This window comes from Cellvibrio sp. PSBB006, assembly GCF_002162135.1.
Taxonomy (GTDB): Bacteria; Pseudomonadota; Gammaproteobacteria; order Pseudomonadales; family Cellvibrionaceae; genus Cellvibrio.
The window spans coordinates 2,262,953-2,276,900 of the sequence record NZ_CP021382.1; the positions used below are offsets into that span (position 1 = coordinate 2,262,953).

10 protein-coding genes are annotated in these 13,948 nt (G+C 51.1%); 7 read left to right on the forward strand and 3 right to left on the reverse strand.

Features of this window, described 5'->3' with window-relative positions; translation table 11 throughout:
- The first annotated feature begins 77 nt into the window (after positions 1-77).
- Positions 78-431, forward strand: a complete 354-nt coding sequence (locus tag CBR65_RS09405; protein ID WP_087466609.1) for a YebG family protein — start codon at positions 78-80, stop codon at positions 429-431.
- A 397-nt stretch (positions 432-828) separates the two neighbouring features.
- The gene (locus CBR65_RS09410) at positions 829-2,562 is read left to right on the forward strand and encodes a hypothetical protein (RefSeq protein WP_087466610.1); all 1,734 of its coding nucleotides are present in this window, start codon (positions 829-831) and stop codon (positions 2,560-2,562) included.
- Here CBR65_RS09410 and CBR65_RS22275 read toward each other — a convergent pair.
- Positions 2,559-2,807 carry a hypothetical protein gene (locus CBR65_RS22275; RefSeq protein WP_198300919.1) on the reverse strand — a complete coding sequence of 83 codons (249 nt, stop codon included), beginning with the start codon at positions 2,805-2,807 and terminating at the stop codon, positions 2,559-2,561. The two genes, CBR65_RS09410 and CBR65_RS22275, sit on opposite strands and share 4 nt — an antisense overlap.
- A 12-nt stretch (positions 2,808-2,819) precedes the next feature.
- Here CBR65_RS22275 and CBR65_RS09415 point away from each other — a divergent pair, with 12 nt between their 5' ends.
- On the forward strand, positions 2,820-4,334 hold the full coding sequence (locus CBR65_RS09415; protein ID WP_198300920.1) for an MFS transporter: 1,515 nt from the start codon (positions 2,820-2,822) through the stop codon (positions 4,332-4,334).
- Between the two features lie 121 nt (positions 4,335-4,455).
- Here CBR65_RS09415 and CBR65_RS09420 read toward each other — a convergent pair whose 3' ends face one another.
- A complete protein-coding gene (locus CBR65_RS09420; protein WP_087466612.1) occupies positions 4,456-4,632 on the reverse strand; it encodes a PLDc N-terminal domain-containing protein in 177 nt (58 codons plus the stop codon).
- 235 nt (positions 4,633-4,867) lie between these two features.
- Here CBR65_RS09420 and CBR65_RS09425 point away from each other — a divergent pair, with 235 nt between their 5' ends.
- From CBR65_RS09425 to CBR65_RS09440, 4 genes are all read left to right on the forward strand, one after another.
- Positions 4,868-7,192 (forward strand): YfiR/HmsC family protein, encoded by a 2,325-nt coding sequence (locus CBR65_RS09425; protein ID WP_087466613.1) that lies wholly within the window; start codon positions 4,868-4,870, stop codon positions 7,190-7,192.
- 259 nt (positions 7,193-7,451) lie between these two features.
- On the forward strand, positions 7,452-9,608 hold the full coding sequence (locus CBR65_RS09430) for a TonB-dependent siderophore receptor (RefSeq protein ID WP_087466614.1): 2,157 nt from the start codon (positions 7,452-7,454) through the stop codon (positions 9,606-9,608).
- Between the two features lie 56 nt (positions 9,609-9,664).
- Entirely contained in the window at positions 9,665-10,480 is an 816-nt protein-coding gene (locus CBR65_RS09435; RefSeq protein ID WP_087466615.1) for a citrate/2-methylcitrate synthase, read from the forward strand.
- Positions 10,464-11,321 (forward strand): hypothetical protein, encoded by an 858-nt coding sequence (locus CBR65_RS09440; RefSeq protein ID WP_087466616.1) that lies wholly within the window; start codon positions 10,464-10,466, stop codon positions 11,319-11,321. The genes CBR65_RS09435 and CBR65_RS09440 overlap by 17 nt, the downstream gene beginning before the upstream one ends.
- Positions 11,322-11,323: 2 nt before the next feature.
- On the opposite strand, the gene CBR65_RS09445 is transcribed toward CBR65_RS09440, so the two are convergent.
- A complete protein-coding gene (locus tag CBR65_RS09445; protein ID WP_087466617.1) occupies positions 11,324-13,894 on the reverse strand; it encodes an EAL domain-containing protein in 2,571 nt (856 codons plus the stop codon).
- Between the last annotated feature and the right edge of the window lie 54 nt (positions 13,895-13,948).

Sequence of the window (13,948 nt, forward strand, 5' to 3'; positions counted from 1 at the left end):
ATACTGTATATAAAAACAGTATCACGGTGAGCTGTTAAACATTATTGAAATGCAAGCAAAAACACGAGGGCAAGATCATGGCAGTTATCGCCGTTTGGCAATGCGATCGGGATGGAAGTATGTTTGAAGATAAAAAACAAGCTGAAGAGCATGATAAGTATCTGGAGCTGGCCGCCAATATCACCAGTTTGATTGAGAGCGAGATTCCCGGGATCAGCGATCAACACAGCGAAGCCATAGGTTTGCTGCTGGCCCAGCGACGCGAGCAATTAGCCAAAGCCTGTAAGGGTAAACCAGAAGAGCTGCTTGAACCCTTTCAGGCCGACGCCCAACCCAAGGGTATGGTCAATCCCGGCTTGAAGTCCGTCGATAAAGAGACAGACAGCAAAGCGGTCGATAACAAAGTGACGTCGCTAGCTGCCAACCAATAAAGTATTGCCGGTCTGATGTTGGCGTAGCTGGCGGTTGCCAGGCTTCTCCCAGCGCCACACAGGTTCCGATCATCGGTTTATGGACTCATCAGCAAGGATGCTGTTTTACACCCTGATTACTCTCACCACCTCCAGAATTCCAATCAAAGTTACCCATGTCAGCCATGGTGACTTTCTTACCACTGCACCTGCCTCAACGGGTGCGGTGGTTTTTTTAAATCAATTGTAAACAACATTTTTTTAAACAATATATAACCTAAAAACAGTCGTTTACCTGGATTGCAGCTGAACCCAAAGCGGCGTAGCGTAATAACGCTAGCAACACAATCAAGGATGGCCTTACGACGCTCGGGGCAGTATCGCCGTCCTTTCGTGGAAAGCCCCAGGGAGAAATGCAATGGAACTGATTCGTACAAATGTCAACCTGCTTGAAGCAGGACTCGCCCGTTTTGATATCAATGATCTTGTCGCCTGGCGCCGTCGTTGCCGCCCAAAGGTATTAGTCGTTACCGATGGCAGCCTCAGCTTTAATGAGAACAGCGGTTTTGGTTTGTGGCGCTTCCTCCACGCGATAACCCTCGCACCCGGTGTGTCCAACAAACCTGTTCTCACCCTCGCACATCGCAACGGTCATACCAGTCCCATCAGTGTCGGCGCGGACAGCTATAACGTGCAGACAAACTTCAATTTTCAAACAGCATCACCTGCCGTTACCGTGCAGAATTACGATCAAATATGGATCTTCGGTATACAAGGTGGAGGAAGTATTACGGATGCCGAGATCGGGGTAATCGCCGAGTTCATGAACAGCGGCGGCGGTGTCTTCGCAACAGGCGATCACGCCACTCTGGGTCGTACTGTCAGCGGTCGCCTGCCACGTATCCGCCATATGCGAGAATGGAGTGACGTGCCCATGGGCACCGAAAATGACGCCAACCAGGCAGTCATGCGCATTGATACGGTAGTTAATCCCGGCGCTAACGGGATTTATGAATTTGACGATCAATCCGATGATATTCCTCAACGGCTTTACCCTAACTACAAGGTCACCGCCAGCGGGAATCAATGGACGGCCAGTATACATCCGATTCTGATGCTGCCCGGTGCCATGCTGAATCGCCCCGAGGCAAATGGGGCGGCGGGTTTCACCAATGATATTGATGTACATCCGGATCACCCCCACGAAAGCGTCTGTTATGAAGTCACAAGCAACGCGGTACTCAACGGAAACTATAACGATGCCGGCCTCAACTTTGCCGAGTTCCAACCTTCTGCTGCCGCACCGGCACAACGCATAGGTGCTGACGTTGTCGCTTTCGGTGTATCCGGTGGACGCTCCGTTCAAAATGGTGTTTGGAAACCGCCAGTAAAACCGCGCATGTTTGGCGTTCTCTCCGCCTACGACGGTCGACTAGCCCAGGCTTATGCTGGGAAAAGCCAACGGCCGGGACGCATTGTGTGCGACTCCACCTGGCACCATTACGTCAACATCAACCTTGACGGACGAGGTAGCGGCCGCAACGGTTTGGGTAATTGGAGTGGTGGCGCACCGGGCAATGGTGTGTTCACACCGTCGGCTGCACTGGAGAAAATTTATACCACTTACCGCAACATGCTGAACTGGTTACAGCCCGCCAATCGCATCTGGTGTCATCTGTTTTGGACGCTGGCTGAATTGCGTTTTCATCCATTGATACTGGAGGAGATTCTTGAAGTACCACGACTCAAAAACTGGCGAGACTTTGTTGCTCTGGGGGCTGAGGCGCGACGCGTGCTGAACCTGGCGCTCGGGTCACAAGCTACGACCGAGTTAGTGAAGGATGCATTGCTGGACAGCAAATCGAATCATCCTTTTGCAGACCTGCTCAGCAGCGACGAACTGGCTGAAACCGCTGTTGATCGCGATGAATTTATCAATGGTGTGCTGGGCGGCTTACTGGCCGAGATGACAGACATTTTGCCTGATGACGACGACACAACGGCGAAGATTTTGCGCGATGATGTAAGCAAGGCTGTGCCACGTTTGCAAAAACGCATTGATGCCGTCATGGACCAAGGCATCCAAGCGCAATTAACGCGACTGGAGAAAACCCGGTCGCTGTTTGATCGCGCCAAAGCAGCGTGTGCCTAAGGCGTTCGGGGCTGAGACATCAGCCCCGGTTCTGCAATCGCAAGAACCACTCGATCTGATTCATAGCCAAAATTTATGGTTTTTTGATTGCCTCGTTTTTCCTCGCCGGGTAGAACAATCGTTAAAACACACATAACGATGGTTGTTACAGGCGCAGCAGTATGAATTCCCAAGGCATCTCTTTTCATCATCCATTCGCATTCTGGTTTGGGTGTCTCTTTATTATTGCCGGCGTGCTCGCTCATGTGCCCATGTTCATGCATGCCTCGCACATGGGTTATCGCATGGTAGGTATGCCTATGGATACCACCATGCTCACCGGCATGGGATTGATTCCGCTGGGTATCCTTATGGCCTGGTATGGATTAATGCCGCGCCTGGCTCAACTGCGCCAAGGTGATCACGGCACTATACATTTCCATGTGGCAGACAACATGCCGCTGAATTGGGAACACTGGAAACTGGTTATAGCCCTGGTTGTCGCCGTTGCTGTCGATGTGATGAAGCCAGCCACACTCGGGTTTGTCATGCCGGGTATGACCCTGGAATATGAAATCAGCAAGCAAGCCGCCGGTACCCTGGCACTGGTCGCACTCACCGGCACGACAGTCGGCTCGATCATCTGGGGCCGAATGGCTGACACCATGGGTCGCCGCGCCGCTATTTTATTATCTGCACTTATGTTTATCGGCACCGCAATCTGTGGCGCTATGCCGACATTCGAGTGGAACCTGATTATGTGTTTTCTGATGGGTGCCTCCGCCGGCGGTTTGCTTCCGATCACCTTTACGCTGATGGCTGAAATGATCCCGGCCGCGCATCGCGGTTGGCTGCTCGTGGCGCTAGGCGGCGTGGGAACGTCTGCTGGTTACCTGTTGGCTTCCGGTTCCGCCGCGGTTCTGGAGCCACTATTCAGCTGGCGCGTGCTATGGATGCTGGGATTACCCACCGGTTTGCTGGTCATATTTCTCAATCGTTACATCCCGGAGTCACCGCGCTTCCTCGCCAGCGCCGGTTTAAAACGCCAAGCTCGCGCCATCCTCACAAAATTCAACGCGCACATTGATCATGACGCCGATGAACAGACGGCGGCCGAAGAAGTCCAGCAGGCCGGCGGCTTTCGCAATATGATCCGCGGCCCTTATGCGCACATTACATTAGGGCTCGTTGGCGCGGGGGTTGCCTGGGGGTTGGTGAATTTTGGCTTTTTATTGTGGCTGCCAACCAATCTGCGCGACATGGGCATGAGTGCGGAAGCAGCCAATGGACTACTGGCGCAATCAGGCTTTCTGGCGCTGCCCGGTATCCTGATGGTGATCTGGTTTTATCACCATTGGAGCAGCATCAAAACCCTGGTGTTATTTATTGGTATGACGGCGGCCAGCCTGGTGTTGTTTTTTATACTGGGGCTTCTGCAGGTCAACGCCCACCTCGCTATCATCACAGCAACCGCGCTGCTGCTCATCAGTGCCAGCGGCGTTATCGCAATGCTGATTCCTTATGCGGCCGAGATTTATCCGGTACATCTGCGCGGAACCGGGGCAGGAGTAGTTGCCGCCAGTTCCAAATTCGGCGGCATCCTCGGCGCCGCCTGCGGCGTGCTGGGAGTATTTAATGACCTGGCGCTATCCGCTCTGCTCATCGCAATTCCATTAATTATCTTTGGCGGCTTATTGCTGAAGAGCGGCATCGACACACGCGGGCGCCGTCTTGAAGAGATACATGCGGCGGTCTTACATAAAGCGGGCAGTCAACCAACGCTGGATGCATAGATCGATCAGGATCATCACCCTATGACGGGAGACAGCGACCGAACTGTCCCAGCTTTCCGGGACAGTTCGGTAACTGGCACTTTAGGTTATTCGAGCAAGCGATTGTGAGTTGGGACCGGTGTCACTTGGGACCAAAGATTAACCACAAGATAAAACCGAGGAAGGGAAGGAATAGCAATACCAGAATCCAGATCACCTTGGTGCCAGTGCTGGCGCGACTCTGCAAGGTTTTAACAATAGCGTAGATCACGCAGACCAATAAGATAAAACCCAAAAAACCACTGACTTCGACGCTCATACTAATCTCCTGTTATTGCGTTTATAAAAACTGAAATCCTACTGTGAAAAATGGACACCCGGGAAAACCATAGGTTCAGGGACGACTTCATTGCCACATCTCATTAAAAAATAAAAATCATGTGCCATTTCCCCAGACCCGTTGCGCTATTAAAATTTCTATTGAGCGGCTATGCTGTAAGCATTGTTAAAAATCGTATCAGGGAAGTGATCAGCCGGCCTCAGATTGCACGTTGATGAACCAAAAAACCCTACATCAAATCGCCCGATCAACTACGGGTATCGGTACACCGGCACGGTTGTGGTCGTTGTTTGCACTGGTGCTGCTATGCTGGCTTTCTTACGGTGCACAAGCTCAAGCCCTGAATAAACAAAAAATTACGGCCTCCTACCTGTATAACTTCGCCAAAAATATTGAGTGGCCCAACGAAAAGTCGATGACGTCGTTCAACATCGGTTTCTATGGCAGCGACAATCCCCTGCTGTTAAATGAAATCCGCACGATGGCCACCAGCGTTAAATTGCGAAGCCTGCCGATTACGGTCACCCAGGTTAGCACCCTGAATGCCCTGTCGCGTTTCCATCTGGTGTATGTGGAGCAGGCTAACAACAATATGGTGTCCGACATCTATGATGCCTTGGGCAGCCAGCCAGTATTACTGGTTACCGCAGAATATCCCAACCAGCAACTGGTGATGATCAACCTGATTACCGACAATGATCGCCTGCGTTTCGAGGTTAACCGCTCCAATATCATCAACCATGGTTTGAAACCCCTGCCGGAATTGATCCTCAACGGAGGAACCGAGATTGATGTGGCTCGGCTGTATCGCGAAGGTCAGGCATCGCTGGTCACCCTGCAAAAACAATTACAGAACCGCGAAAAAACGCTTAACGAATTGAGTAGCGCGATCGAGGCTCAGGAAGCCAAAAACCAGCGCCTGGAAACCCAGTTGACGGAACTTAATCAAAGCATTCAAAAAAGTGATGCCTTGATTGCTGACCAAAACCGCCTGATTCAAAACCAGCTCGACCAAATAGAGCGCAGCAAACAGGAACGCCTCCGGTTATTGGAAGAGGTGGAACAACGCACGCAAGAGTTGGACGACCAGCAACAGCAGCTTGATGCTATCGTGCAGCAGATTGATCGCCGCGAGAAACGCCTTGCCGAACTGAACACCACCATCAAGTCCCAGGAAAATGAAATACTGACACAACGCCAGGCAATCGCCGGCCTCGACGAAAAAGTGGACGCGCAAAAAACGGCACTGACCTATTTGTGGGGCTTGGTGAGTCTGGGCGTGTTGTTGATTATTACCATTCTGATCGGCTACACCATCAAGCGCCGCGACAATCAGCGGCTGGCGGAACACAGTAAGGATCTCCAGATTGCAAAAGATCGCCTCGCCATCGCCAAACGCAAAGCGGAAGATGCCAGCCAGGCGAAGAGCGAATTCCTGTCACTGATGAGCCATGAACTGCGCACACCACTGCAAGCCATCATCGGTTATACCGAAGTGGTCATCGAAGAACTGAAACTGGCGGATGATGAAAACCACATTAACGATTTAGCGCGCGTTATCAGCAACAGTGAACGTTTATTAAAGCTGATCAATGGTGTGCTGGATCTGGCGAAGATTGAGTCCGGCCGTATGGAGCTGGACCTGACAGAAGTCAAACTCTCCAGCCTGGTAGACGAAGCCCTGGGCGTAGTTGCTCCCTTGCTGGAAAAGAATGCGATCCGCCTCAATGTCGACGTGGATGACGGTAGTTTTCTACCCATGGCCGACCCGGAAAAAATCCTGCATATCCTGATTAATTTATTAGGCAATGCGAGCAAGTTTTCTCCACAGGGCACCATAACCATCACCGCACTGCATCAACCCAACCGCATTTATATCAGTGTCGCCGATACCGGTATTGGCCTGTCAGCAGAACAGCAACAGCAAATTTTTGAGCCGTTCAGACAAGCAGATAGCGGCACCACGCGCAAATTCCAGGGCAGCGGACTGGGGCTGTCGATTACCCGCCAACTGTGCGAGATGATGGGCGGTAGCATTGAGGTGGAAAGTAAATTAGGCGAAGGGGCCAACTTTATTGTCGACCTGCCCCTACCGATCGAACTGCCACCCGCTTTTGGCGGTCCAGGTGTGGATGCCAATGCTGACGTTGCCATCCACGATTCTGACATCGCCAGTAACGGCCAGCATATTGTCATGATTGATGATGACCCGGCGTTTCTGGATATCATGGCGCGCACCATGCAATCCGAAGGCTTTCTGGTACATACCGCCCATGATGCCGAGACGGGCTTGCGTTTGTTGCACACCGTCAAACCCGACATAATTACCCTGGATTTATTGTTGCCAGACCAACACGGCTGGATGTTGTTTGAAAAAATCAAGGCAGACCCGGCGTTACAGGACATTCCCGTTATCATCATCTCCATCATGGACGAGCGTAAGCAAACCCATAAACACCAGGCTGAAGATTATTTAACCAAGCCGATTCGCCGGGAAACACTCAAGCTCGCCATTCAACGGCTGGTACCAAAAAACTGACCGCGCTTTATACCCTCACAGTCAAAAGCACATAAACCCATAGAACAAACTTGGCTTTCCCCGCCGGGTAAACTATCTTTACCTTCTATGAACATAAGATGGTGTTGATCATAAGATTTTCGTCGCATGTGCCATTACCCTGATCTACCAGGGTCGCACGGCGCGCAACAACAGATCGTCATTCTCGCAAATAATCCGTTGCATTCTGCACAGGTTGTTTTCTGTGTGCTTGGCGGCACTTCATGAATAGGTTGTCATTATGATGTCACCTTATGTTCGTGTGTTTGTTTCGGGATTGCTGCCACTCTTGATGTCAGCCGCAACCATGGCGCAATCCGCTGGCGAAACGACACCGAACGATATTTACAACCTGTCACTGGCAGAACTGGGCCAGGTCGAGATCTCTATCGCAACGGGGAACAGCACCCCTTTGGATAAAGCACCGGCCACTGCGTCTGTTATCTATGCCGCCGAAATCGAAGCCATGGGCGCCCGGAATCTCAATGAGGTGCTGGAGACGGTACCGGGCTTGCACGTTTCTCTATCCACGCTCAGCCGTCTCGACTCCGTCTATTCTATTCGCGGTATTCACACCGGCTTTAATCCACAGGTCTTGTTGTTGATGAACGGGATACCGGTGCAGTCCAGCTTGCAAGGTGGTCGACCGTCGCTCTTTCGTCTTCCGGTTGCCAGCATCGCACGGGTAGAAGTTATTCGCGGCCCGGGCTCAGCCATCTATGGTGCGGATGCCTATGCGGGTGTCATTAATGTCATCACCAAAGATGCTGCCGCGATCAGTGGAACGGAGATCGGTGCGCGCCATGGATCGTTCAACAGCAGTGATTTCTGGTTGCAAGGCGCAACGAGTTGGAATGACTGGGGTATTGCGTTTAATCTCGCGTATCAGGAAAGTGACGGCGACAAAGACCGCCGTGTTACGACAGATTTACAGTCTTCTCTTGATGACTCGTTCAATACCGATGCGTCTCTGGCTCCCGGCCCCTTATCGACCCGTTACAAACTGCTTGATACCCATCTGGCGATCAGCAGCGAAACCTTACAATTCAATTTGTGGAGTTGGATATCCAAAGATGCAGGCATCGGTGCAGGCGCCACCCAGGCGCTCGATTTCGAAGGCGAAGATGACAGCGAGTTATGGATGGCTGATATCACCTATCGTCTCAATGATGACAGTGATACATGGGACCACAGCCTACGTTTCAGCTACTTGTACTACGATCTCCAGGCTCGCTTCGTTCTTATGCCCGAAGATTCGATCTTACCTATCGGCAGCGACGGCAATTTGAACTTTTCCAATCCGGCCGGACAGGTTTATTTTCCTGACGGTTTGCTCGGCAATCCCGGGCAACGAGCTGAAGATACGCAGTTTGATCTTATCTCCATCTACAACGGCTGGGATACGCATCGTTTACGCCTCGCGATTGGTACCAGGCGACAAACCCTGGCATCGCACGAAAGCAAAAATTATGGTCCGGGTGTTATCGATGGTTCCTCTACCGTTGTTGACGGCACGCTTACCGATGTGAGCGACACACCTTTCGTTTATCTTGATGATAGTTCACGCACCATTCATTACCTTTCTGTCCAGGATGAATGGCAACTCGTTTCCGACCTGACGCTGACAGCCGGTGTGCGCTACGACAATTACTCTGACTTTGGCGGCACCACCAATCCCCGGATTGCACTCGTCTGGGCCACAAGCGAAAACCTGACCACCAAATTGCTCTACGGCAGCGCTTTTCGTGCACCCTCTTTTTCTGAACAACGGTTCAAAAACAATCCCGTTTCACTTGGCAATCAGGATCTCGATCCTGAACATATTGATACCCTGGAGCTGTCCTTCAATTACCGTATGAATGCCAATTTTCAGACAACACTGACACTATTTACTTATCAAGCCCAAGACATGATTGAATTTATTCCTGACGACAGCGCCACCACCAGCACCGCACAAAATGCGCGCGATCAGGACGGGGATGGCTTTGAATGGGAACTGAATTGGCAACCCATTCCCAGCTTGCGCCTGAACGGCAACTATTCCTGGCAAGATGCCAAAGATGCGCAGACAGGCCAAGCCGTGGCCGATGCGCCAGGCCAACAATTCAAGGTGGGCGCCAACTGGGAATTTAAACCACAATGGTCAATCAACAGCCAAATTTATTGGGTGGGTGATCGTCAACGTGCTGTCGGAGACGCTCGACCGGCAATTGATGATTACACCTTGCTAAACCTCACCTTGCGCCGCAAAAATGTGGTGCCCGATCTGGATCTTTCCATCGCGATGCGTAATCTGACCGACGAGGATGCCCGCGAGCCCAGTAACGGTGCCATTGCCGATGACTACCCTTTGGAGTCGCGCAGTGTTTGGCTGGAGCTGAAGTATCTTTTCAACTGACCATCAGCCAACTAATCAACTGACCAGCCTGGTATTAATTCCCGCGAGATTTTTTCATGTCAGAAGAGCCCAAGCACGATCAGGTGCGCAGCCGCAACGAACCCTTTACCCAAAAAACCGCAACCCGCATCTGGTCAGAGCAACCCAGCGAAGACAATCCTTATATTGCGGCCAAAACATTTTGTCACGGTTACGACCTTATCGAGCTGATGGAAAAACGCTCATTCATTGATGTCTTCTATTTGCTCTTCCGCGGCGAACTCCCCACGAAGCCCGAAGCACAACTGCTGCAAAGCCTGATGATTGCATTAATTAATCCGGGACCACGCCATGCCGCCACTCGCGCAGCCATGAACGTCGGTGTCGGTAAAACCGATCCTTTGCATATATTGCCTATCGCTTCAGCCGTGCTTGGCGGAGCGCATCTCGGTGGCGGCGAAATAGAAAGTGCCATGCGCTTTCTCCGTAAAAGACATCATGAAGATCCCGCACTCGTGGCAAATGAGATGATCAATACTCAACAGGAGCAGGAGCACGAGAACAATTACGCAGGTTTTGGCAAGCAATATGGTGGTGTCGATCTCATGACCAACGCTATCGCCCAGCAAATGTTGACCATGCATGCCGCCGGTGATGCTTTGCGTTGGGGACATCAATTTGCAGCGGCTCTGGAGCCTCATGGCGTTGGGTGGTTAACCACAGGCATCGCCGCTGCGGTATTTGCAGACCTCGGCTTTCATCCGCGTGCGGGAGGCTGCCTGTTTCAATTATTTGGCGCACCCGGATTAGTGGCACACGGCCTTGAATTGGCTAATAAACCTATTACCGCGATGCCTTTTGTGAGCGATGAAAATTATGTTATCGAACGATAGTACGCTAGCGACACACAGCGATATTTCCTATATCGATTCGCTTGAGCAAAAGCGAGGAAAGATTTTTAGCAAAACCGGTGGATGGTTTCCCGGCAAAGGCGTGTTCTGCCATGGTTACTCGATGCTTGAGGAACTGGTTGGAAAAAAAACCTATTTTCAAATTCTGGTACTGAACGCAACCGGCAAATTAATTGAAAAGCCTCTGGCCGATTGGGTTGAAGCTATTTACGGTTGTTTAAGCTGGCCAGATCCACGGATCTGGTGCAATCAAATTGGCGCGCTAGCCGGTGCGGCGCGCACCTCGGTGGTAGCAGCAACGACCATCGGCTCGCTGGCAGCAGACTCTCGCTCCTATGGTCCTTATACACTGTTGGGTGGAGTGGAGTTTATTCAAGATGCGTTTCGTCAACATCAGGCGGGTGCAACAGCGGAAGATATTGTTGAAAAAATAACAGCGGCAAATCGTGGCAAGCCCTACATTGTTGGCTACATACGCCCTATTGCAAAAGGCGATGAGCGCCTGGAAGCAATGGAAAAACTCAGCAAAACGCTCGGATTTCAGGTCGGACCGCACCTCACTTTAGCCTATGAAATAGAACAGGTTTTAATGCGCCGATTTGATGAAGGCATGAATATCAATGGATATATGTCAGCGTTCTTATCTGACCAGGGATTCACTGCTGATGAAGTTTATCGGATGTTCGCAGGCATGGTCGCCAGTGGTGTCACCGCCTGTTATCTCGACACCTACCATCGCCCGCCGGAGACTTTTTTGCCATTGCGCTGTGACGATATCGATTATCAGGGTGCAGCACCGCGTACGGTGCCAGATGCAGATTGACATCAGGAGCGCGTAAAACGGCTCAATAGCGTAGAGTTCGTTTTAGCATGCCCCACATGATTGCGGGTAAATATTTTCTCTATCGGTAAGGGATAACCGATATGGAATCCCTGTACAAAGTCGATACCCATCTCTTGCAGGATATCCAGAATTTCCTGGTTCTCAACATACTCGGCCACGGCTTTTTTACCCAGCGCCTGAACCACCTGGATAATGGAACGCACCAGGGTTTGATCAACGGCATCGCGGTGCAGGTTTTGAATAAATGAACCATCCAGTTTGATGTAATCCGCCGGCAAGTCTTTCAAATAAGCAAAACTACTGAAGCCGGAACCGAAATCATCCACCGAAAAACTGCAGCCCAACGCATGCAAATCAGCAATGACCCGTTGCGTGATATGGAGATTGAACAGGCTATCGCTCTCCGTCAGCTCAAAGGTAATGCGACTGGCATCCACACCGGTTTCCTGCAAACAGTCAAGGATGGACGGCACCAGACTTTCATCTTTAAACGCCTGAGCAGACAGGTTAATCGCAATGTGATTAAGCTCCGGATATTCCTTCAAGGTTCTGCTGGCGAGTTTAATAATCCAGCGATCCAGTAAATGCATTTCGCCTGACGTTTCCAATGCTGGAATAAACTCTGCCGGGCCGATAATACGCCCGTCGCTGTCGCGCATACGAATCAAGGCTTCGTAATAGGAGATCTCGCGTTTTTTAACATCAAAGATTGGCTGGAAGTACAGCACCATGCGGTCTTCGGCAATTGCCCGGCGAATCTTTTGGGACACATTGATGCAGCGCCGTAATTCATCACTTTCGTTATCCTGCGGATCGTATTGATGAATCAGATTTCGGCCGCGGCCTTTGGCTACATACAATGCGATATCTGCACGCATCAAATATTCTTCGGAATTGGCGGTACTACCGTCAATCAGCGAGAGACCGATGCTGCAACCGAGGTTCATTCGCTGATCATGCAATTGAAAACCGAAATCCCCGATAATCGTCTGGATATCCCGCGCAAAATGGTTCGCTTCTTCGCCACTGATATCATGCAATAACACAGCAAACTCATCGCCACCCAAACGACATAATAAATCCGGTTTGCGAATACGTTTACCCAGTAACAATGACATTTCTCGCAACACATCATCGCCCTTCTGATGACCGAAGGTGTCATTGATGACTTTGAAGTGGTCGAGGTCAATATATACCAGACCGTGATGGCGGTTATTACGCAGCGCGTCAGCGGCCAATTGCTCCAGCGTCGATTCAAAAAAGTGGCGATTAAATAAGCCCGTCAATGAATCGTGCATGGCCAGGTATTTAAGTTGTTCCTGGGTTTCGCGCCGCTCAGTAATATTGTCGAGACATACCGTCAGGGTGGATAAATTTTCCGAGCGGGTCGAGCGGCTGGGCTTTAATTGCGTCCAGATTTTCTGCTTTTTTCTGTTGCACAAACACAACTCAATTTCAGGGCAAGGTTTTTTCTGCAGCAAGGCCAGGCTAATTTTTTCCTTGAACAGCGTAAAATGAGCGGCATCTTCCGGCGCGATAAACATCTCAAGCGAAGAGCCGAGGGATTCTTCAATCGAAAAGCCCATCATGCCTTCCCACGCCCGATTCAGAAAACAAATTTTAAAATCCTTATCCAATTCCATCACCACCGACTGCAGGTCATCCAATAACTGGTGATGGCTTTCGTATAAATTACGATAAGCCAGCTCGCGGGCTTCGAGGGATCTTACGCGTGCGGCAAATTGTGCGTTGCTGACCAGGAAGTCATCGCGGTGGATGGCGATATCACAAACCTTGCGCAATTGCTCCGCGCGAAATGGCTTGGGTAAAAAATCCACTGCGCCTAATAACATCAATTCTTCGGCCTGATCGATGGTGGTGTGTGCGGTCATGATGACCACGGGTTGATTGGGGTCGATGCGCTGGATCTCTATCAGGATGTCGCGCCCCGAGATGGTAGGCAGCATGATATCGAGCAATACCAGATCGTGACGCCGCGCTTGCCAGGCGTGCAACCCGGCTTCACCATCAGCAGCGACTTCAATATCAAAAGGCGTGGCCAGCACGCGCTTGATTAAATCTGAGGTGTCCTGCTGGTCTTCTACCACCAGCAAACGTGGCCTCGCCAGTTCACCTTTGTGCTCAGTGGCGAAGTGTTTAACCAGTTCCGGCAACCGATAAAGGTGATTCAGCGGCACCAGATAATTGATGCCGTACTCACGCGCCGTCACTTCTGCAATACGTTCACACCAAGTGCTGGTGACAATAATAATCGGCAGGTCCGCGCGACAGTTCAGGATACCGCTGCGCACCAGACGCGACAGCCGCCAACCGTCAAGGTCGCGCGTGTCGACATCGAGAACCAGCAGATCAACAGGATGGTGGCGCAGATAACGCAACGCTTTGGTAGCAGAGTCCACTAACGTAAGGCGGGAATGACCGGCTTTTGTCAGGCAGGCGTTAATTTGTTCCAGCGCTGCCGGATCGTTATTCACAATCAGAATTGAGGGAAGCGATGAGGCTTGGTTGTTATTAGTGGTAATAGACGACACGCACGAGACTCCCGGCTAAGCTCCTTTCTAGCCTAGCATATACCAGCAAACCCT

Bases quoted from the DNA above. Each gene is read 5' to 3' on its own strand.
- CBR65_RS09405 (WP_087466609.1), top strand. From the start codon at position 78: ATGGCAGTTATCGCCGTTTGGCAATGCGATCGGGATGGAAGTATGTTT.
- CBR65_RS09410 (WP_087466610.1), top strand. From the start codon at position 829: ATGGAACTGATTCGTACAAATGTCAACCTGCTTGAAGCAGGACTCGCC.
- CBR65_RS22275 (WP_198300919.1), bottom strand. From the start codon at position 2,807: ATGAGCGAGCACGCCGGCAATAATAAAGAGACACCCAAACCAGAATGC.
- CBR65_RS09415 (WP_198300920.1), top strand. From the start codon at position 2,820: ATGCATGCCTCGCACATGGGTTATCGCATGGTAGGTATGCCTATGGAT.
- CBR65_RS09420 (WP_087466612.1), bottom strand. From the start codon at position 4,632: ATGAGCGTCGAAGTCAGTGGTTTTTTGGGTTTTATCTTATTGGTCTGC.
- CBR65_RS09425 (WP_087466613.1), top strand. From the start codon at position 4,868: ATGAACCAAAAAACCCTACATCAAATCGCCCGATCAACTACGGGTATC.
- CBR65_RS09430 (WP_087466614.1), top strand. From the start codon at position 7,452: ATGATGTCACCTTATGTTCGTGTGTTTGTTTCGGGATTGCTGCCACTC.
- CBR65_RS09435 (WP_087466615.1), top strand. From the start codon at position 9,665: ATGTCAGAAGAGCCCAAGCACGATCAGGTGCGCAGCCGCAACGAACCC.
- CBR65_RS09440 (WP_087466616.1), top strand. From the start codon at position 10,464: ATGTTATCGAACGATAGTACGCTAGCGACACACAGCGATATTTCCTAT.